Here is a 20,353-nt window from a genome sequence, read left to right as displayed (position 1 = left end):
CCGGTTCAGGGTGAACCTGAGCGGGGAATTCTTCCCGTTTTCCGAGCTCCTCTCCAGCGTTGCGTGAATTCCGGAGTACGACTTCATGACGAAAGCCAAGCCCGCGCGTGAGGGCAAGCCGCTGCGGATCGGTATCGCGCCACGCATCTACGCCGCTCTCGGCGTGATGACGGCGCTGACCATCGTCTCATCCTCGGTCGCCTGGTTCTCCTATAACAGCGTCGACCATACGGTCGACGACCTGGTCGGTCAGAAGATGCCCGTCGTGGAACTCGCGCTTGAGCTCTCGCAGGCGGCGACGCAGTCGACTGCACTGGCGGCGCGCTTCAGCGAAGTATCGACCCTCCAGCAGCGCGCGGCCCTGACCGGCGAGCTCGACAGCGTCGAGGCGCGCCAGCTGGAGCTGCTGCGGCGCATCGCCGAGCAGGGCAAGGTCGACAAGTCCAAGCCGCAATCGGCGATCGACGACCTGGCGCGGCAGATCAACGACATCAACGACCTGACGGGAGAGCGGCTGCGCAACGCCGCCGACACCGCCACTGCGCTGGCCGCCCTGTCCAAGGCTCGCGAAGGTTTCAGCGCCATGGCCGATTTCGAGACGGCTGACGCCCAGTTCAACGTCAAGATGAACATCACCAGCGCGGCGCAGCTCAGCGGCGCCGAATTCGATGCCGCCCTGTCCAAGGTGCTGGACAAGGATCTGTCCTCGCTCCAGACCGCCCAGGCGCTCCAGCTCCAGATCAGCGAGACCGTCGGCCTGCTGCGCGAGATCTCCCAGGTCGACAGCACCGAGAAGCTCGAGTTCGCCAAGTCGCGCCTGAAGGCCCAGCTCGGCCAGGTTCGCGGCCTCCTGACGGCAGCGGACATGCTGCAGGCCAACCCGGCGCGCGGGCAGGCGGTCAGCGCCGTGACCGATCTCGGCGAGGGCGCCAGCGGCCTGGTTGCCATCCGCGAGCGCGATCTTGCGACGCAAGCCGCTATCGTCGCCGGGCTGAAGAATCTCGACCAGGCGGCGCAGAAGGTTCGCCGCGAAGTCGGCGAGCTGGTGACGGCTGCCCGTGGTGGCGCCATCGCCGGGCGCGACTCGACCAAAGCCCTGATCGAGCGGAGCGAGCTCACGCTCGCCGCCATCGGCATCGGCGCGCTGCTGATCGCGCTCGCGCTGTCCTTCTTCTTCGTCCGCCCGATGATCATCGGGCGCCTCAACCGGCTCTGGGCTGCGACCCGTGCGATCGCCGATGGCGCGCTGGAGACGGTGGTCGATACCAAGGGCAATGACGAGATCTCCGACATCTCGAAGAGCGTCCTGCTGTTCCGCGACAATGCGGTGGCGCTGCGTGCCGCCGAGCTCGCCAAGGTCGAGGACGAGGCGCGGGCGCAGGAGCAGCGCCGCGAGATGATGCGCGAGCTGGGCGAGGCCTTCGGCGTCGTCGTCGCGGCCGCCGCGGCCGGCGACTTCACTCAGCGCGTCGCCGCGCAGTTCGCCGACCCCGAGCTCAATGCGCTCGCCGGTTCGGTCAACACGCTGCTGGAGACGGTCCAGACCGGCCTGCTCGAGACCTGCGACGTGCTGGCAGAACTCTCGGCCGGCCATCTCTCGACCCGGATCGAGGGGATGTATCAGGGCGCCTTCGCCGAGCTCAAGGACGGCACCAATGCGCTGGCCGAAGAGTTCGAGAGCACGCTCGCCCGCCTGGCCGAGACGGTTACCGCCGTCCGCAGCGCGACCAGCGAGATCCTCGACGGCGTCACCGATCTCGCCGAGCGCACCAGCGAGGAGAGCAATGCCGTCTCGATGGCGACCAACCAGCTCGGCGCCTTCGCCGGCACCGTGAAGAAGACCGCGAGCGAGGCGGCCCAGGCGACCGGCATGGCGCAGGGCGCGGAAGAGCGTGCGCAGCAGGGCGAGAAGGTCGTGGCCTCGGCGCTGGAAGCGATGCAGCGCATCCGCCAGTCCTCGAGCAAGATTTCCGAGGTCATCGCGATGATCGACGAGATCGCTTTCCAGACCAACCTGCTGGCGCTCAACGCAGCGGTCGAGGCGGCGCGTGCCGGCGATGCCGGCAAGGGCTTCGCGGTGGTCGCGACCGAGGTGCGCAGCCTCGCCAAGCGCTCGGCCGATGCCTCGAACGACGTCAAGAAGCTGGTCGAGGCGGCGCATGGCGACGTCAAGGTCGGCGTCGGCCTGGTCGAGGAGACCTCCGCGATGTTCGGCGCGATCGTCTCCTCGGTGAACGAGCTGACCGGGCTGATGAACGGCATCTCGCAGACCGCCCGCAACCAGGCGAGCGACGTCTCGGCGATCAACACCGAGATCGACGGCATCGGCACGATGGCGCACCAGAACGCCGCGCTGGTCGAGGAGACCAACGCTGCGCTCGCCCTGACGGACGAGCAGACGCGGGCGCTGACCGAGCATATCGGCCGCTTCACCTTCCGGCAGAGCCAAGCGGCCGAGCATGACGAACGCGAGGTCCCCGCCGCGGCATGACGCGCGCGATTGGAGCGATCCCGCTCCCATGAACGCAACAGGGCCTCCCGGTCGACCGGGAGGCCCTTTCGATTCCGGCCGCATGTGCCTTGCTTGCCGGGCGGCGGCGATGCTAGGCGAGGAGCGGGCCGGTAGCTCAATGGTTAGAGCTCGCTGCTCATAACAGCGCCGGTGCCGGTTCGAGTCCGGCCCGGCCCACCATCTTTTTCCCAACCATTTGATTTCGCTTCCTTGCCCGTTGGTGCGGGAACCAGCGTTAGGCTTTGGTGCGGGAAACTTCCATGACGGTGGTCAGCGATTGGCGTCGAGCCGCGGTGCCGCTCTCCAGAGCATGGCGGCTCCCAGCAGGGCGGCGCCGATCGAGGCGGCGAAGACCGCAATCTTAGCGGCGGCGAAATCGCCGGGATCGGCGAAGGCCTGGCCGGCGATGAACAGCGACATGGTGAAGCCGATGCCGGCAAGTGCGCTCGCGCCGGCAAGCTGCAGCCAGGAATACTCCGCCGGCTTCACCGCGACGCCGAGGCGGACGGCCAGTGCGGTGGCGCCGAGCATGCCGAGCGGCTTGCCGAGCACGAGCCCTGCCACGATCGCGAGCAGCAGCATCCCGCGGCCTTCGAGGACATCGGGCGCGATGACGACGCCGGCATTGGCGAGAGCGAAGAGCGGCAGCACCAGATAGCTCGAGCGGGCGCCGGCATGGCGGAGCAGGCGGTCGGCCGGCGATTCCAGGCGATCATGGATCGCGTCGAGCGCGCGCAGGGCCGGGGTCGAGGGGCCGTGCCGCAGGACCTCGGCACCATGGGCCGCTTCCGCCAGCATGATCGAATTGGCCTGGGCGGTGAGCGCGGTGAGATCTGCTGGCGGGCGCGTCGGAATGAACAGCGCCAGCACGACGCCGGCCAGCGTCGCATGCAAGCCCCCGGCATAGACGCAGAGCCAGAGCGCGATGCCGATCAGCGCATAGGGCGCGACGCGATAGATATGCGAGCGGTTGAGCGCTGCAAGCCCGCCCGTCAGGACCAGCGCGGCCAGCAGGTAGCCGAGCTGGAGCTTCCCGGAATAGAACAGCGCCACCACGATGATCGCGCCGATATCGTCGACGATGGCCGCGGCGGTGAGGAAGATGCGCAGCTCGATCGGCACCCGCGAGCCCATCATGACAATGATCGCGATCGCGAAGGCCGTGTCGGTCGCCATCGGCACGCCCCAGCCATGCGACCAGGGCCCGCCGGGCAGGACGAGCATGTAGAGCGCTGCCGGCACCACCATGCCGCCGACCGCGCCGGCGATCGGCAGCGCTGCGGAGCGCCGCCCGGCGAGATGCCCGACGGTGAACTCGCGCTTGATCTCCAGCCCGACGACCAGGAAGAAGATCGTCAGCAGGCCGTCATTGACCCAGTGCTGGAGCGACATCCCGAAGCGGGCATCGCCGAAGGACAGCGCCAGCTCGCGATGCCAGAACGCCTCGAAACCCGGCCCCAGCGGCGAATTGGTCAGTGCGATCGCGAGGATCGTCGCGAGCAGGAGCAGGATGCCGGCCGAGGGCCCCCAGCTGGCGAAATCGAGTGCTGCGGCCCGGAAGCGGTGGCCGAGCGTCCCCAGCATCGCATCGAGGAAGGAGCTTTCATCCCAGGGGCCATCATAACGCCGCTCGTTGATGAAGAAGCTCGGCGTGAAGCGCACGCCGCTGGCATGGGAGCTGGCGATGTCGGCTTCGACGCGTGCCGCGGCCCGCTGCGCGTCGGTGGCGTCGTGCTCGGGGTCGATATCCGCAAGGCCGAGATCGCGCGCGACCGCCTCGAGATCCTCTTCGGTCAGCACCTGGGAGCGGGTCATCAGCTTGACATGCGCGTCCCAGAACTGCTCAGCGGTCGCTGCGCGTTCGACGAGGGCGGCGGCGCGCAGTGCGATGTCGCTGCCGGTCAGGGGCCGATGGCGGAAGACGTAGCGCAGGCGCTCGCCGAGCTGGTCGCGGACCTCGGCAATGCGCTCATTGGCGGCGCGGCAATAGGGGCAGGCATAGCTGCCATATTCAACGAGCGTGATCTGGGCGAGGCCGGGGCCGAGGATGTGATCGATCCGATCATCGACCGAGCGGTCGAGGCGGTTGGCAATCGCGGCCTCGGACATCCCCGTGGTCCCCTTCCTTCGACGAAAGCCGCCCGCCGCCTGGGTGCGGCCTTCCGGGCAAACCGATCCTGCCCATGGTAGCCACAATCGGGAAGATGCGTCAGCATCGGGTTTGGCCGCGCCGGCCGTCGGTCGGGCCGTTGGGCGCGAGGGAGCAACGATGACACGCCTTCTGGGAATTTCCGGCAGCCTGAGACAGGCGTCTTTCAATACCGGCCTGCTGCGGGCCGCAACGGAGCTCACGCTCGACGGCGCGACCCTGCTGGCCGGCAGCATCGAGGGCATTCCGCTCTATAACGGCGACGACGAGCGGGAGCAGGGGATACCGCCCGCGGTGCAGGCGCTGAAGCAGCAACTGGCGGCGGCCGATGGCCTGCTGCTGTTCACGCCGGAATACAACAACTCATTGCCGGGCGTGTTCAAGAACGCGATCGACTGGCTGACGCGGCCGGCCTCCGATATCGGACCGCTGTTCGGTGGCAAGCCGGTCGCCGTGCTCGGCGCCTCTCCGGGCGGCTTCGGGACGATCCTGGCACAGGATGCCTGGCTGCCGGTGCTGCGCACCCTCGGGACCCGGCCCTGGTTCGAGGGCCGGCTGATGGTGTCGCGGGCGCAGAGCGTCTTCGATGCCGAGGGCAACCTGACCGACGAGACCACGCGCCAGCGTCTCGCGCAGTTCATCGCGGGTTTCGCCGCCTTCGCTGCCGGGCGCTGAGCCCCTGTCAGGAAGCGCAGCGCGAAAGCCAGTCCGCGGCCAGGTCGATCGACGGCATCAGGGCCGCCGGACGGCTGATCGAGGTGCTGCCGGATTGGGCGCGGTGATGAACGATCGAGACCCAGGAGCGTGATGGCTTGAGAGCTCATACGCTCCTGGGCCGGGTGTGGCGCGCGTCCGCCCGGGACGCGCGGGATCAGGCGAGCGGCTTGAGGTTGGCCTCGATCCGCGCCCGCTGCGCCTCGAGGAAGGGCGGCAGCGCCAGTCGCTCACCGAGCGTCTCCAGCGGCTCATCGACCGCGAAGCCGGGTCCATCGGTGGCGATCTCGAACAGGTTGCCACCCGGCTCGCGGAAATAGAGCGACCGGAAATAGTAGCGCTCGACTTCGCCGCTGGAGGGAACCCGGTTTTCAGCCAGGCGACGGGACCACGCGTTCATGCCTTCGAGATCCGGAGTCCGGAAGGCGACGTGATGGACACCACCCGCACCCTGCCGAGCGATGGGCAGGCCAGGCTGGACCGCAACGTGCAACTCCGCGGCCGGGCCACCTTCGCCCATCGTGAAGACATGCACCTCGCCTGCGCCGTCGGGCGAGGCGTAGCTGCGTTCGCGGCGCATGTTCATGACCTGCGTCAGCACGGCTTCGGTCGGACCGAGCTCGGGCACGCTGATCGTGATCGGACCGAGCCCCCGGATCTGGTGTTCTGCCGGGACGGGGCTGCCCGACCAGGCATGAGCCTCGCCCGTGCCGCTGTCATCGATGAAGCGCAGACGCTGCCCTTCCGGGTCTTCGGCGTCGAAGGACGCCCTGCCGTCCAGCAGCGCCACGTCGGTTTTGGCGTAGCCGCCGGCCGAAAGGCGCTCGTGCCAGAAATTCAGCGCGGTCTCGCCGGCGACGCGCAATCCTGTGCGCGAGATCGCATGCGTGCCGCGCCGTTCGGGCGCTGCCGGCCAGTCGAAGAAGGTGATGTCGGTGCCGGGGCTCGCCTGCCCGTCGGCGTAGAACAGGTGATAGGCCGAGGTATCGTCCTGGTTCACCGTCTTCTTGACGAGGCGCAGGCCGAGCGTGTCGGTGTAGAAGCGCTTGTTGCCGGGTGCGTCGGCGGTGATCGCCGTCAGATGATGGATGCCGCTGAGTTGAAGAGCCATGATCGTCCCTTTCTGGTTTCTCCTGCCTGATATCGAGGCGCCGGCTTGGCTCGGTAGGGGATGATTCAAGAACGGGTTGTTCGAGAAACGCGAACAGCTGGTCCCCGCGGCCTGGCCAGCTCTGTTTGACGTGCAAATCCGACGCGGTCCGGGTCTTGGCCATAACATCGCCCAGAAATGACCAAACCGGCTTCAGTCTGTGAACGCATTTGCACGGCCTGATACGGCCTCCATCGGCAAAACACAGGAGGATACTCCATGCGAACCGCCATGATTGCCATCGGCACTGCTTTGATCGTCTCGGGCAGCGCGATGGCGCAAGCTCCGGCGTCGCCGACAGCACCGGCACAATCGGCTCCCTCCACTCAAAAGGAAACGACGATCAAGTCGATCAGCGTCGTCGACATGGACGCATTGCCGGCTGCCGCCCAGGAGCAGGTCAAGCAGCAATCGGCGGCGCAGCCGGCCGGACAGCTTCAGCAGATCCAGGCCACGATCGAAAATGAGCCGAAACTGAAATCGGCCCTTGCCGTGAAGGGCTTCACGTCCCGGGACGTAGTGATGGCCGCGCTCGACAGCGAGGGCGAGCTGACCATCGTCGCGAAACGGGCGGCGTAAGCGGGATCGATCACCCCTCCCGGAGGATGCGGACGAGTTCCGCCTCGACCTCCGGGGGATGGCCGAGGGCTTCGAGCTTCGCGACCGTCGATTCGATGGGATAGTCGAAGCTGCGGAGTTCGAAGGCGCCATCCTGCCAGACCGCATAGCTAGGCCGGGGCTTGCCGCCGCGCGGCTGGCCGATGCTGCCGGGATTGACGACGGTCTTGTTCCCGATCCTCCGGATGAAGGGCATATGCGTGTGCCCGACCAGCAGCACGTCGGCATCGACGCTTTCCAGTTCGGCTGCCCAGCCATCCGCCTCCTCCAGCAGGTAGCCGTAATGCGGGTCCGACGGCGTGGCGTGGACGAGCTGGAACCGGGTGCCCTCGCGCACGGCCTGGACGGCGAGCGGCAGCTCGCGCAGATAAAGCTTCTGCTCTTCGCTCAGTTCTGCCGAAGTATGGCGGCGCGTCGCCTCGGCGATGGCGCGGAATTTCGGCGTCCAGCGGCTGTCGTCGTCGAAGCCGACGGCGTGGTCATGGTTGCCCTGGATCGCGATATCGGCCCGGTCGCGGATGATCTCGACGACTTCGCGCGGCTGTGGGCCGAAATTGACCTGGTCGCCCAGTACCCAGAGCTCGTCATAACTCTCGGAGAACGCCCGGAGCGCATCGAGATTGCCGTGGATATCGGAGATGATCGCGATCTTCATGGGGCGGCTCGTCGATGCTGTCGTCGATGGCCTATGCGGGCATGAACCACCGTCATCTCTGCTTAGGCCGGGCGCTTCGCGAAGGCGAGCCCGATCCCGAGGGCGACCATCGCGGCGCCCGAGCCTTCGCGCAGCCGGCGGACGAGGTTCGGCCGCGCCGCAGCACCCTGCCGGATGCGGCTGGCTGCGAACGCCACGCCGATATCGGCCAACGTGTTGAGGATGACAGAAACGAAGCCGAGCAACAGGAATTGCAGCGCGACATTCCCGGCGGACGAGTCCACGAATTGCGGGATGAAGGCGAGGAAGAACGCTGCCGTTTTCGGGTTGAGTGCTTCGACGATAGCGCCTTCCCGGAAAGCGCGCCGCGACCCGACCGGTGCGATGTCCTCACTCTGGATCAGGGCAGCGGCCGCATCGCGACGGGCGATCTGGATGGTGCGGATGCCCAGCCAGACCAGATAGACGGCACCGATGAGCTTCAGCGCGGTGAAGAGCTCGGCGCTGGCCAGCACGATCGCGGAGACGCCGAGCGCTCCGGCGAAAACATGAACCATGCCGCCGAGCCCGGTGCCGAAGCTCGACGCCATGCCCTCCGTGCGTCCGCCGGCCAGCGTGCGGGCGGCGACGTAGAATATGCCGGGGCCGGGTGTGATGGCGAGCAGAAGCGCTGCGACGAAGAAGAGGGCGAAGTGGGTGGGATCAGGCATAGGGGCGCGTTTCCGGATTGAAGGTTGGGGCTCAGACCGGGATCAGCGTCGCGACATGGCGATCCATCGGGCGATCGCTTTCGGCAAGGCCTGCGGTCACGCCCGCGCGGTCGGCCGGGCTGCGGTTCTGGCTGAGCTTGCGTTTGCCTTCGAGCGTCGCGATCGGCATGCGCAGGCCGACGATGCCGCGCAACTGGGCCTGGACGAATTCCGCCGGCGCATCGGAGACGGCCCAGGGCGCAGCGCGTTCGCCCTCGTGCAGATTGGTGAGGCGCGTCACGACATCGAGCAACCGGGCCGCATCGTCGAAGAACTCGACCGGGCCGGAGGCGTGGACCGTGACGTAATTCCAGGTCGGCACGACCTTGCCGGTCTCTTGCTTCAGCGCATACCAGCTTGGCGTGACATAGGCGTCGGGGCCGGAGAAGATGGCGAGGCCATTGCCGACCACGGGCGCGCGCCATTGCGGGTTCGCCCTGGCGAGATGTCCGTAGAGCACGCCATGCTCGCCCTCGGTCTCATCGATGAAGAGCGGCAGCGGCGTCGCCAGCGGGCCCTCCGTCGTAGCGGTGATGAAGGTGGCGAGCCGGGCAGCCCGGATCGTGGCCAGAAGGCTGCCCCTGTCCTCGTCGCGAAAGGCCGGTGGGGTGTACATGCGGGAACTCCTTGTGTCGGCGCTGTCATGCCTGCAATCTGGACCGATCGGAATATCCAGTTCTGAGGATTTCGTGTGGTCCAGTTTGAAGAGCAGGGCGTCGCCCGCCGGATCATCGCCGCGATCAAGCAGCGGATTCATGGCGGAGAGTACCGCCCCGGCGATCGCCTGCCGTCGAGCCGGGCGCTCGCCCTCGAATGGGGCGTGTCACGCACCACGGTGACGGCCGCTTATGCGCAGTTGATCGCGGAAGGCTATCTGCTCAATCGCCCCGGCGCGCGTGCCGTCGTGGCGCGCGGGCTTGCCGCGGCGCCGATACCCAAGGTTGCTGCGCCTGCAAGCGAGCGGGCTTTGTCCGACTTCGCCGAACGCCTGCTGGCCTTGCCCGCGCCGGCCCGGTTCCAGACCTATCGCGTCGCCGATCTCCGTTATGGCGACCTGAACGGGGCGGATTTTCCGATGCTGGCCTGGCGCCGCGCACTGAACCGCGCGAGCCTGCGCCGCACTGAGCGTCTGCGTTACAGCGACCCGCAGGGCTCGGCTCCGCTCAGGGCCGCTTTGCCGAGCTATCTGTGGCGCGCTCGCGGGATCAGCTGCGCGCCGAAACAGATCGTCGTCGTCAACGGCTCGCAGCAAGGCCTCGATCTCTGCGCCCGGTTGCTGCTCAATCCCGGCGATCGGTTCGTCATGGAGGACCCAGGCTACGTGCTGGCGCGGCATGCGTTCGCTGCCGCGGGCGGCGTGGCGGTCCCTGTCGCCGTCGATCGCGAAGGCATCCGGACGGATGGGCTGCCGGCAGCGCGATTAGCCTATGTCACGCCGTCCCATCAGTATCCGCTGGGCAGCGTGCTTTCGGCAGCACGGCGCCGAGCCTTGCTGGACTGGGCCGTCGAAGACGGGGCCGTGATCGTCGAGGACGATTATGACGGCGAATACCGGCACGGCGTCGCGCCGATCCCACCTCTCCAGACGTCGGCGCCCGATACGGTCATCTATCTCGGCACGGTCTCGAAGACGCTCTCGCCGACGCTGCGGCTCGGCTATCTCGTCGTCCCGCCCGATCTCTGCGGCGTCTTCGCGGAGGCCAAGCGCCTCACCGATCGGCACACGCCGCTGCTGGAGCAGGAGGCGCTGGCGGAGTTTCTCACCAGTGGTGGCTATGAGCGCCATATCCGCAGCATCCGCCGGCGCAATGCGGAGCGCCGGGCCACGCTGTTGCAGGCTCTGGCGACGGAGTGTGGTTCGCGCCTGACGGTGACCGGTGCGGATACCGGCCTGCATGTCGTCGCCTGGCTGAACGGTGTCCCGGCGGAGCGGGAGGCGAGCATCGTCGAAGCCGCACGCGCGGCCGGGATCGGGCTCTATCCGATCGGGCCGCTCTACGCCTCTCCCTTGGAGCGCCCGGCCGAGGCCGGGTTCGTCATCGGCTATGCGGCGCATGATGTCGACGTCATCCGCCGCGGTATCGCCGGGCTGGCCGAGGTGTTCGCGGCGGTCGACTGACCTCAGCCCCGCAGGCCGCCGAGCATCAGGTCGCAGTAATCCTGGGCGAAGGCCGCGGCGCGGCGGCCCTTGCCTGGCTTGAACCAGCGCACCATCCAGTTGAGCATCGAGAGGATGGCGCGGCTGGTGGTGTCGATATCGATCGGGCGGAAGGCGCCCTGGGCGACGCCGTCGGCGATGATCCGCCGTAGCGCCTGCTCGTGATCGTCGCGCAGCTTCTGCGCCTCCGCGATCATCACCACGTTCTCCATGCCGCCATAGCCGACGAGCATGGTGAGGAAGCCATCGTAATGCTCCTCGAAGAAATCCGCATGGGCGATCATGAAGCCGGCCAGGGCTTCTTCCGGGCCGGAGGTTTGCATCGTGGCTTGCGAGACATGCTGGCGTAAGCCCTCCAGCGTGCGCACGATGATCGCCTCGTAGATCTCCTTCTTGTTCGGGAAATAGTGATAGATCGCGGCTTTGGTGACCCCGACGGAGGCGGCGAGTTCTGCCAGCGACGTCCCGTCATAGCCGTCCTGGGCGAAGAGCCGGGCGGCATCGTCGAGGATGCGGTTGCGCGCATCCGGAATGATCGGCGGGCGTCCCTGGCGCTTCGATTTGATTTCGGTGTTGCCGGGCGCCGACATGGTCTGCGTCAGCCGATCGCGCCGGAGGACCGCAGCTGCTCGATCTGCTCAGGTCCAAGGTCGAGATGCTCGGCCAGAACCGCGTCGGTATGCTGCCCGATCGCGGGCGGCGGCGTCGGCTCCCGGCTGGGGCTTGCGGACATGCGCAGCGGACTGCGGACCGAGCGGAAGCTGCCGATGGTCGGAGCGGGCACGGAGACGACGCTCTGGCGCAGCGCCGCGATGTCGCTGGTCAGGGCCTGGCCAACGCTGCGGACTTCGCCGGCCGGCACGCTGGCGGCACGCAGCTCGGCGAGCAGCGCAGGCAGACTCAGGCTTGCGAAATGCTGTTCGAGCAGGGGGAGCAGCGTGTCCCGATGCTCGGTGCGCTTGCGATTGGTCGCGTAGCGCGGGTCGTCGGAAAGATGTGCCAGGCCGATGACCCGGCAGAAGCGGCGGAACTGCTCCTCAGTCCCGACGGCGATGGCGATGCGCCCATCGCTGCAGGCGAAGATCTGGTAGGGCGCGATGCTGGGATGGGCATTGCCGTAGCGGCCATGCTCCTTGCCGGTGTTGAGGTAACCCGAGGCGACATTCGCGAGGAGAAACAAGGCGCTGTCGTTGAGGCCGATATCGAGCCATTGCCCCTCGCCGGTGCGCTCGCGCATGTAGAGCGCCGCGAGCACCGCCTGGACCGCGTTCATGCCGGTGACGAGATCGATGAAGGCGACGCCGAGCCGCATCGGTTCGCCGTCACGCTCGCCGGTGATCGCCATGAAGCCGGATTCGGCCTGGATGATGAAATCGTAGCCGGGGCGCTCTTCAAGTTCGTGCCCGCGCCCGTAACCGGAGATCGAGCAAACGATCAGGCGCGGATTGATCGCCTTCAGGTCCTCATAAGTCAGCTTGAACTTGCGCAGCGAGGCCGGCCGGAAGTTCTCGACGAGGATGTCGGCCTTGCGGGCGAGCGCGACGATGATCTCGCGGCCCTCGTCTGTGCCGATATCGATGGTCAGGCTCTTCTTGTTGCGGTTGGCACCGAGGTAATAGGTCGAGATGCCCTCGACTGAGGGCGGCATCCAGCCCCGCGTGTCGTCGCCCGCGCCGGGCTGCTCGATCTTCCAGATCTCGGCGCCGAGATCACCCAGCGTCATGGTCGCCCAGGGGCCGGCGAGGACGCGGGAGAGATCGAGGACCTTGATGCCGTCCAGTGCCGCGCCCATCGCCTGCCGCCTCGCGCTCTCGATATTTACTTACCGGCTGGAAGGTATTTAACTGCCTCACCTTGTCAAGGAAGCCCGAGGCGCCGGGCGAAGGCAAGGGAGGGAGACTGCGATGGCCTTGGACAGCGAGACGATGCAGGGGTTGCTGGAGAGCGTGGCGCGTTTCGTGCGCGAGCGCCTGCGGCCCCTGGAGCATCAGGTCGCGCAAGAGGATCGTATTCCGGCCGAAATCCGCCGGGAGATCGCGGGTATGGGCCTGTTCGGTCTGTCGATCCCGGAAGAGTACGGCGGTCTCGGCCTGACGATGGAGGAGGAGGTCCGGGTTGCCTTCGAACTCGGCAAGACCTCGCCGGCTTTCCGCTCGCTGATCGGGACCAATAACGGCATCGGCTCGCAAGGGCTGATCATGGACGGCACGGAAGAGCAGAAGCGGCGCTACCTGCCGCGATTGGCCTCGGGCGAATTGATCAGTTCCTTCGCGCTGACGGAGCCGGAGGCGGGTTCGGATGCGGCCTCGCTGAAGACCTCGGCGCGAAAGGTCGAGGGCGGCTATGTCCTCAACGGCACCAAGCGCTTCATTACCAATGCCCCGCATGCCGGGCTGTTCACGGTGTTCGCGCGCACCGATCCGTCGCAGCCCGGCGCGAAGGGCGTCTCGGCCTTTCTCGTAGAGGCTGGGACACCGGGGCTCTCGCTCGGCCCGATCGACAAGAAGATGGGCCAGAGCGGCTCGCATACCTCGGACGTGATCTTCGAAGATTGCCGCGTGCCTGCCGATGCTCTGCTCGGCGGGCGTGAGGGGCAGGGTTTCCGCACGGCGATGAAGGTGCTCGATCGCGGGCGCCTGCACATCTCTGCGGTCTGCGTCGCGATGGCCGAGCGCGTGATCGATGACAGCCTGCGTTATGCGGTCGAGCGCAAGCAGTTCGGCCAGCCGATCGCGGAGTTCCAGCTGGTGCAGGCGATGCTCGCGGACAGCCGGACGGAAGCCTATGCGGCGCGCTGCATGGTGCTGGAGACGGCGCGGGCCAAGGATCGTGGCGAAGACGTCGCGACGGACGCCGCCTGCTGCAAGCTCTTCGCCAGCGAGATGGTCGGCCGGGTGGTCGACCGGGCCGTGCAGATCCATGGCGGGGCTGGCTATATCGCCGACCACGGCATCGAGCGCTTCTACCGGGATGCGCGCCTGTTCCGGATCTACGAGGGCACCTCGCAGATCCAGCAGATCGTCATCGCCCGCAACATGGTGAAGGCGTTGGGCTGAGCGCGCTCAGCGCCGCTCGTCGAGCGCGTCGCGGACGCCGTCGCCGAGCAGGTTCACTGCCAGGATCAGCAGGCAGAGCCCGGCGCCGGGCAATGCGATCAGCCAGGGGTCGAACAGGATGTGCTCGCGCCCTTCTGCGATCATCAGGCCCCAGGACGGCGTCGGCGGCTGGGCGCCGAGGCCGAGGAAGGAGAGCGCGGCTTCGAGCAGGATGACGTTGGCGATCTCAAGCGTCGCGACCACGATCAGCGTGTTGCGCAGGTTCGGCAGGATACCGTGCAGCATGATGTAGAGATGCGAAGCGCCGAAGGACTGGGTCGCCTGCACGAACTCCCGGCTGCGCAGGCTCTGCGCCGCGGCGCGCACGACCACCGCGAAACGGTCCCAGAGCAGCAGGCTGAGCACGATCGCGAGCGTCTTCAACGAGGCGCCGCCCAAGGCCACCGCCGCAAGCGCGACCAGCACGATCGGGAGCGAGAGCCGCGTCGTCACGATGAAGCTGATCGCCATGTCGACACGTCCGCCGAAATAGCCGGCGGCGAGGCCGAGCATCGTGCCGATGAACCCGGCGCAGAGCGTGACGCCGAGTCCGATCAGCAGCGAGACGCGTGCGCCATAGAGCAGGCGGGCGAGATAGTCGCGGCCGAGATGGTCGGTGCCGAGAAGATGGGCCGGGTCCGAGCCTGGATACCAGAAGGGCGGGATCATGCGCTTGCCGAGATCCTGCGCGATTGGGTCGTGGCTCGAAAGCCAGGGCGCGAAGATCGCGACGAAGACGATGATGGCGAGCAGGCCGCCGCCGATGCGGATGGCGCTGCTGGCGCTCAAACCCTTGAAGAGCTTGCGCCGGCGGATGGCAGGGCTGTCGGCGATCGACATCAGGCGCTCCTCAGGCGGGGATCGAGCCAGGCATTGATCAGGTCGGCCACTGTCGTGAGCGTCACGTAGATCAGCGAGAGGATCAGGATGATCGCCTGCACCACCGGCAGGTCGCTGCGCAGCAGCGATTCCCAGGCGAGGCGTCCGAGCCCGTTGATGGCGAAGACGCTCTCGATCACGATCGAGCCCGAGAGCATCAGGCCGAACTGGACGGCGGCAAGCGAGACCAGCGGCAGCACGGCGTTCCGCAGCGCATGGACCAGCAGGACGCGGGGCTGCGAGGCGCCCTTGGCGCGGGCGGTGCGGATATAATCGGCGGTGAGCACGTCGATCATGCCGGCTCGCGTCAGGCGCATCAGCGCCGGCATGGCGTAGTAGCTGAGCACCACGACGGGCAGGATATAGCCTTGCCAGTTCTCGGTGCCGGAGATCGGCACGAGCCCGTACCAGACGCCGAAGACGACGATCAGGATCAGACCGAGCCAGAAGCTCGGGATCGCCTGGCCGAGCACGGCGAGCATCAGCGCGATCCGATCGATCGTACCGCCGGGCTTGAGCGAGGCGAGGATGCCGAGCGGGACCGCGACGACGAGCGCGAGCAGGAAGGCGAGGGAGCCGAGGACGAGCGTGACCGAGAGCCGCTCCGCGATGATCGGCGCCACCGGCAGGTTGAAATAGAGGCTGGTGCCGAAATTGCCGGTGAAGGCATTGCCGATCCAGCTCAGGAACTGCAGCGGGATCGGCCGGTCGAGGCCATAGGCCTGCCGGATCAGTTCGACATCCTGCGCCCGGCCGGCTTGGCCGGCGAGGACGACGGCGGGATCGCCGGAGACGAACATCAATCCGAAGGCGACGGCCGAAACGGCGAGCGCCACGAGGGCGGCGACGATCAGGCGGCGCGCGAGAAAGGGCAGCATGACGGCTCCGGGAATAGCGGGTCGGCCTGCCTGGCAGGAGAGGCGCCGCTACCGGTCGAGAACCGACGGCGGCGCGGCGATGCGGGGGAGGGCTGTTACTTCCAGCTCGACAGCCACCAGCGGGCGAACTCGTCCGGATGGGGCTTGAAGGTCAGGTCCTTCGACAGGCCGTAATTGATGTTGAAGTCGTACATCGGCAGCCAATAGGCCTGATCGGCGATCTTCTTCAGCGCCTTGGCATAGTTCGCCTCGCGCAGCGCGCGGTCCTGCGAAGTGTCGGCCGCGTTGACCAGCTCCATGACTTCCTTGTCCTGGACGAGGTCGTCGGCGCCGCCGCCGAAGAAGTTGGAGATGATGAAGGCGACGTCGCCGGTGCCGTAGCTGCCCCAGTTGGTGAAGAAGGCCGGCAGTTCGCCCGCACGCCATTTCTGCACGCCGGCAGCATATTGCTGCTCGTTCAGCGTGGTGCGGATGCCGACCTTGCCGAGATCGCTGGCGATCGCCTCGGCGACCGGGCGCGGCATGGCGGCGAAGACCATCTCGATATCGACCCCGTTGGCGAAGCCGGCTTCCGTCAGCAGCGCCTTGGCCTTGGCCGGATCGTAGGCATATTTCGTCACGTCCTGAGCGCAGCCGAACTGCTTGGGGTTGCAGGCGGCGTTGAGGACCTGCGAGGCGCCGCCGGCGAAGGCCTTGACGATGGCCTCGCGGTTGACGGCGTGGTTGATCGCCTGCCGGACCTTCAGGTTCTTGGTCGGGTAGTCCTTGCCCTTGCCGGTCACGGTCATGCCGACATAGGAAATGCGCATGATCGGGCCGTTGACGATCTGCACGCGGCTGGCGAGGCGCGCGGCCTGGTCCGGCGGGATGCGCCAGGTCCAGTCGAGCTTGCCAGCCATCAGTTCGGCGAACTGCGTGTTCAGCTCGGGGATGGTGCGCACGACGATCTTGCCGATTGCGGGCTTGCCCTTCGGGCTGCCGGCATAATGGCCGTCGAACCGCTCGAAGGCGTAGCGGATGCCGGGCGTCATCTCGGTGAGCTTGTAGGGGCCGGTGCCGACGGGCTTGGCCGCCATGCCGGCCGAGCCGACCTCCTTGAAATACGCGGCCGGATAGATCGGCAGCGCATCGGCCAGCATCTCGACGGCGCCGGCGAAGGGCTTGGCCATCTTGATGCGGACCTGGAAGTCCGAGACCTTCTCGACCTTGTCGATCCAGTCCACGGCGATGCGGAAGCGCGTGCCGTAGGCGGGGTCGAGCACGGTGGTCAGGGTGTAGACCACGTCGTCGGCGGTGAACTTGGCGCCGTTATGGAAGGTCACGCCCTCGCGCAGGTCGAATTCCATCGTCGTCGGATCGACGAAGCGCCAGGCCTTGGCCAGCGCCGGCTTGATCTCGCCGGTGTCGAGATCCTTGTAGAGCAGGCCGTCATAGATGTGCCGGGCCAGGATCAGGCCCTCGCGGCCGGCGATCTTGTAGGTGTCGAGCGCCTCCGGCTCCAGCGCGAAGGCGGCGTTGAGCGTATCGTCGGCCTTGCCGGCCATGGCCGGAGCCGGTGCCAGCGCAAAGGACGCAGCCAGCAGCGCGCCGGCCAGCGCGGTCGTTCCCAAAATCTTCATCGGTCTGTTCCCCTGTGTCTTCTGGATGATCCGTCCGGCCGAAGCGCGCCTCTATGGGCGATTCTGCGGCCGGGGCCTACGAGGCTCGCGATGTTTCGAAGAGTTTCCGCGCGCCGTTGATCTCGTCGATGCGTTCGCCCTTGCTGACCCGCTCGATGACGCCGGGCTCGGCCGCCTGCATGGCGGCGCAGGTCCGGGCGAGCGTCTCCGCCTCGGCGGGATCGATGACGCAGACGCCATTCTCATCGGCGAGGACGAGGTCGCCGGGGCGCACCGTCGCGCCGCCGCAGTTCACGGTCTCGCCGATGGAGCCGCCCTTGCCGAGGAGCTTGGTCGTCAGCGGCGAGCGGCCGCGGCACCAGACCGGCAGGCCCGAGGCCCTGATCGCCGCGACATCGGTGACGAAGCCGTCGATGACGATGCCGACGATGCCGGCGGCCTGGGCGGCGGCGGTCATCACCGCGCCCCAGCAGGCATGGCGATCGTCGCCCTGGCGATCGATGACGAGGATGTCGCCGGGCTTGGCCTGCGTCAGGGCGCAGGAGAGAACCGCGCCGTCATCGGCGGGGACGCTGACCGTGAAGGCCGGGCCGCAGACGCGCGGGCCCTCGATGACGCACTGGATCGCGGGGACCATGAAACCTTCGGTCAGGATATGGCCGAGCGTCGCGGTCTCGATCTCGCGGAAGAGCGCGGCGCGCTGTGCGATCGAGGCTTCGGCCGATGATTCGGTCGCTGTCATGGTCGCCCTTGCGCTGGAGAATGTCCGTTCTGCCGAACCTACGGAAGCACCGAAACCGGGTCCAATAGACAGTTCCTATGCTAAGCATAGGCTTGCCACGGCAGCGGGTTTGCATAAGGGGCAGGGGCCACCAAGGGAAGAGAGATACGCGCTTGAACGGAACGAAGCCGAAGCTGCACCATCTCAACTGGAACCTGCTGCACACCTTCCTCGTCATCGTCGAGGAGCGCAGCATCACGCGGGCGGCCGACCGTCTGCTCGTGCGCCAGCCCACGGTCAGCGCGGCGCTGCAAAGGCTCGAGGAGACGCTGGGCGGCCAGCTCATCCAGCGCGACAGCCGGCGCTTCGTCCTGACCAAGCGCGGCGAGCTGCTCTACAAGGAATGCGTCGACATCTACCGCAGCGTGGCGCGGATCGGCGACCGGCTGTCGGAGGATCATGACGACCTGACCGGGCTGGTGCGGCTGCTCGTCGTGACCCATGTCGTGCTGCCGCCGCTCGACCGGACGCTGACGCTGCTCAACCGCAAGCATCCCGGCGTCAGCGTGCGCATCGACGTCGCCAACAGCCAGGACATCGTCCGCGCCATCTCGCAGAAGCTCAGCCCCTTCGGTTTTTGCTTGCTCGCCAAGCCTTTGGCCGGGCTCGATTGCCGGCCGCTGCTGCGCGAGGAATTCGGCATCCTGTGCGGGCGCGGACATCCACTCTTCGGGCTCTCGGATGTGCCGCTGGCGGAATTGCGCGACGAGCCCTTCGTCGCGCTCGCCTGCGGGCAGGACGGGGCGCTGGAGCCGATGGTCTCCGTCAGGGAAGGAGCGGGGCTCGGCAGCCGGGTCGTCGGCTCCAGCCCCAATCTGGAAGAGGTCACGCGGATGATCGCCGCCGGACTCGGCATCGGCATCCTGCCGCTCGCCTCGGTGGCGGAGGCGCTGGAGAACCGCTCGCTGTGGAACCTGGCGCGGCCCGAGGATCTGCTCGGCGCCGACCTCTATTTCGTCTCCAACCCGGCCATGCAGCTCAGTGCCGCGGAAGAGGCCTTCCTGCGGCTGTTCGAGCAGCGGCTCAGCACCGCCGAGGAGGAGCCGGCGGCCGAGGCCGTCGCTGTTCTGCTCAGCGATCCGCCCGTTTCATGACGGTGTGAAGCAGCACGTTGAGACCGGGTTCGAGGTCTTCCTTCGTGCAGAGCTCGGCGTTGTTATGGGTGATGCCGCCCTTGCAGGGCGCGAAGATCATCGTCGTCGGAGCGTGGCGCGCGACGAAATAGGCGTCGTGCCCGGCCTGGCTGAGGATATCCTGCGTGCGATAGCCCAGCGCCAGCGAGGTCTGGCGGACGCTGTCGATCAGCTCCTGCGCAAAGATCTTCCCGCCCCATTTCCAGATATCGAGGATCTCGGCGGTGCAGCCGGCGCGGGCGGCGGATTCGCCGACGGCGCGGCGGACGCGCTCGGCCATGACCTCGGAGGTTTCGGGATCGGGATGGCGGACGTCGCAGACGGCCTGCGCCCAGTCGGAGAGGATGCCCGGTTTGTTCGGCCAGGCGGCGAGGCGCGCGGCCGTCGCCTTGCCGCCGCCGGCGGCATAGGCCCAGCCGATCTCGTCGGTCTCGACCAGCAGGCGGGCGCCTGCGAGCAGGGCGTTGCGGCGGCGCTCCATCGGCCAGGGGCCGGTATGGGCGGTCTCGCCCTTGAACTCGACGAGCATGCCGGTGCTCGGGAAGCCGCCGGTGACGACGCCGACCTGCATGCCGTCGCGGTCGAGATAATAGCCCTGCTCGATATGGAACTCGACATAGGCATCGAAGGCGTGGGGCTTCGCTTCCATCTCGCCGCGATAGCCGATCCGCTCCAGCTCCTGGCCGATCGTGCGGCCTTCCTCGTCGGTGCGCCCCTGCGCGAAGTCGAGCGTATAGGCGCCAACGAAGCAGCCGGAGCCGACCATCGGCGGCGAGAAGCGTGCGCCTTCCTCATTGGTCCAGTTGACGATCTCGATCGGCCGGCGCGTGCGATGGCCGAGCGCATCGAGCGTGCGGCAGACTTCGAGACCGCCGAGCACGCCGGCGATGCCGTCGAAGCGGCCGCCATTGATCTGGGTATCGAGATGGCTGCCCATCACCACCGGGGGCAGGCTGTCATCGATACCGGCGCGGCGGGCGAAGATGTTGCCGATGCCGTCGACGCGGACCTCCAGCCCGGCCTCGCGGCACCAGCCGACGAAGGTATCGCGGATGTCCTTGTCGGCATCGGAGAGGGCGAGGCGCGAGAGACCGCCCGGCCGGCCCGGGCCGATTGCCGCCGAACGCTCGATCGTGGTCCAGAACCGCTCGATGTCGATACGGGCCGTGTCGAGGCTGGGCATGATCGTCTCCTCTCCGCCGGGGCGGGCGGGGGCTGCTGCGGGCGAACAGGTCCGCTCTGCCAGGGCGAGCGAACCATCCG

Annotated in this window: 18 protein-coding genes and 1 tRNA gene; 7 read left to right on the top strand and 12 right to left on the bottom strand. The window is 67.5% G+C overall.

The annotated features are described in order from the left end of the window. The first annotated feature begins 85 nt into the window (after window positions 1-85). Both FHT98_RS04605 and FHT98_RS04600 read left to right on the top strand, forming a co-directional pair. Window positions 86-2,491, top strand: a complete 2,406-nt coding sequence (locus FHT98_RS04605) for a methyl-accepting chemotaxis protein (RefSeq protein ID WP_142112745.1) — start codon at window positions 86-88, stop codon at window positions 2,489-2,491. A 125-nt stretch (window positions 2,492-2,616) separates the two neighbouring features. Beyond that, window positions 2,617-2,692 (top strand) — tRNA-Ile (locus tag FHT98_RS04600). Between the two features lie 90 nt (window positions 2,693-2,782). Here FHT98_RS04600 and nhaA read toward each other — a convergent pair. Continuing rightward, window positions 2,783-4,621, bottom strand: a complete 1,839-nt coding sequence (nhaA, locus tag FHT98_RS04595) for a Na+/H+ antiporter NhaA (protein ID WP_142112744.1) — start codon at window positions 4,619-4,621, stop codon at window positions 2,783-2,785. 160 nt (window positions 4,622-4,781) lie between these two features. Here nhaA and FHT98_RS04590 point away from each other — a divergent pair, with 160 nt between their 5' ends. Then, on the top strand, window positions 4,782-5,336 hold the full coding sequence (locus tag FHT98_RS04590) for an NADPH-dependent FMN reductase (RefSeq protein ID WP_061970229.1): 555 nt from the start codon (window positions 4,782-4,784) through the stop codon (window positions 5,334-5,336). Between the two features lie 196 nt (window positions 5,337-5,532). Here FHT98_RS04590 and FHT98_RS04585 read toward each other — a convergent pair whose 3' ends face one another. Continuing rightward, window positions 5,533-6,486, bottom strand: coding sequence for a ring-cleaving dioxygenase (locus tag FHT98_RS04585; RefSeq protein ID WP_142112743.1), 954 nt, complete (start codon window positions 6,484-6,486; stop codon window positions 5,533-5,535). Window positions 6,487-6,756: 270 nt separating this feature from the next. Between FHT98_RS04585 and FHT98_RS04580 the strand changes: the two genes are divergently transcribed. Then, a complete protein-coding gene (locus FHT98_RS04580) occupies window positions 6,757-7,104 on the top strand; it encodes a hypothetical protein (RefSeq protein ID WP_091856366.1) in 348 nt (115 codons plus the stop codon). Window positions 7,105-7,114: 10 nt separating this feature from the next. On the opposite strand, the gene FHT98_RS04575 is transcribed toward FHT98_RS04580, so the two are convergent. From FHT98_RS04575 to FHT98_RS04565, 3 genes are all read right to left on the bottom strand, one after another. Next, on the bottom strand, window positions 7,115-7,798 hold the full coding sequence (locus FHT98_RS04575; RefSeq protein WP_142112741.1) for a metallophosphoesterase family protein: 684 nt from the start codon (window positions 7,796-7,798) through the stop codon (window positions 7,115-7,117). Between the two features lie 62 nt (window positions 7,799-7,860). Then, on the bottom strand, window positions 7,861-8,508 hold the full coding sequence (locus tag FHT98_RS04570) for a LysE family translocator (protein WP_142112739.1): 648 nt from the start codon (window positions 8,506-8,508) through the stop codon (window positions 7,861-7,863). Between the two features lie 31 nt (window positions 8,509-8,539). Continuing rightward, window positions 8,540-9,163, bottom strand: coding sequence for an FMN-binding negative transcriptional regulator (locus FHT98_RS04565; protein ID WP_142112737.1), 624 nt, complete (start codon window positions 9,161-9,163; stop codon window positions 8,540-8,542). A gap of 75 nt (window positions 9,164-9,238) precedes the next feature. On the opposite strand from FHT98_RS04565, the gene pdxR reads away from it, so the two are divergent. Then, window positions 9,239-10,666, top strand: a complete 1,428-nt coding sequence (gene pdxR, locus FHT98_RS04560; RefSeq protein WP_142112735.1) for a MocR-like pyridoxine biosynthesis transcription factor PdxR — start codon at window positions 9,239-9,241, stop codon at window positions 10,664-10,666. 2 nt (window positions 10,667-10,668) lie between these two features. On the opposite strand, the gene FHT98_RS04555 is transcribed toward pdxR, so the two are convergent. Further along, window positions 10,669-11,295 carry a TetR/AcrR family transcriptional regulator gene (locus tag FHT98_RS04555; RefSeq protein ID WP_142112733.1) on the bottom strand — a complete coding sequence of 209 codons (627 nt, stop codon included), beginning with the start codon at window positions 11,293-11,295 and terminating at the stop codon, window positions 10,669-10,671. An 8-nt stretch (window positions 11,296-11,303) separates the two neighbouring features. After that, window positions 11,304-12,497 carry a CaiB/BaiF CoA transferase family protein gene (locus FHT98_RS04550; RefSeq protein WP_142112731.1) on the bottom strand — a complete coding sequence of 398 codons (1,194 nt, stop codon included), beginning with the start codon at window positions 12,495-12,497 and terminating at the stop codon, window positions 11,304-11,306. A gap of 112 nt (window positions 12,498-12,609) precedes the next feature. Here FHT98_RS04550 and FHT98_RS04545 point away from each other — a divergent pair, with 112 nt between their 5' ends. After that, a complete protein-coding gene (locus FHT98_RS04545) occupies window positions 12,610-13,761 on the top strand; it encodes an acyl-CoA dehydrogenase family protein (protein ID WP_142112729.1) in 1,152 nt (383 codons plus the stop codon). Window positions 13,762-13,767: 6 nt separating this feature from the next. Here FHT98_RS04545 and FHT98_RS04540 read toward each other — a convergent pair whose 3' ends face one another. From FHT98_RS04540 to FHT98_RS04525, 4 genes are all read right to left on the bottom strand, one after another. Further along, window positions 13,768-14,640, bottom strand: a complete 873-nt coding sequence (locus FHT98_RS04540) for an ABC transporter permease (protein ID WP_142112727.1) — start codon at window positions 14,638-14,640, stop codon at window positions 13,768-13,770. Further along, entirely contained in the window at window positions 14,640-15,557 is a 918-nt protein-coding gene (locus FHT98_RS04535) for an ABC transporter permease (protein WP_142112725.1), read from the bottom strand. The genes FHT98_RS04540 and FHT98_RS04535 overlap by 1 nt, the downstream gene beginning before the upstream one ends. A gap of 95 nt (window positions 15,558-15,652) precedes the next feature. Next, the gene (locus tag FHT98_RS04530) at window positions 15,653-17,176 is read right to left on the bottom strand and encodes an ABC transporter substrate-binding protein (protein WP_113584668.1); all 1,524 of its coding nucleotides are present in this window, start codon (window positions 17,174-17,176) and stop codon (window positions 15,653-15,655) included. Between the two features lie 76 nt (window positions 17,177-17,252). Beyond that, window positions 17,253-17,918 carry an RraA family protein gene (locus tag FHT98_RS04525; RefSeq protein WP_142112723.1) on the bottom strand — a complete coding sequence of 222 codons (666 nt, stop codon included), beginning with the start codon at window positions 17,916-17,918 and terminating at the stop codon, window positions 17,253-17,255. 152 nt (window positions 17,919-18,070) lie between these two features. On the opposite strand from FHT98_RS04525, the gene FHT98_RS04520 reads away from it, so the two are divergent. Next, window positions 18,071-19,051, top strand: coding sequence for a LysR family transcriptional regulator (locus FHT98_RS04520; protein WP_248309142.1), 981 nt, complete (start codon window positions 18,071-18,073; stop codon window positions 19,049-19,051). Here FHT98_RS04520 and FHT98_RS04515 read toward each other — a convergent pair. Beyond that, window positions 19,029-20,273, bottom strand: coding sequence for a Zn-dependent hydrolase (locus FHT98_RS04515; RefSeq protein WP_142112719.1), 1,245 nt, complete (start codon window positions 20,271-20,273; stop codon window positions 19,029-19,031). The two genes, FHT98_RS04520 and FHT98_RS04515, sit on opposite strands and share 23 nt — an antisense overlap. Window positions 20,274-20,353 lie beyond the last annotated feature (80 nt).

Origin of the sequence: Allobosea sp. AK1, from assembly GCF_006714945.1 — a bacterium.
GTDB lineage: Bacteria > Pseudomonadota > Alphaproteobacteria > Rhizobiales > Beijerinckiaceae > Allobosea > Allobosea robiniae.
This window is presented reverse-complemented; position numbering and strand designations above follow the sequence as displayed.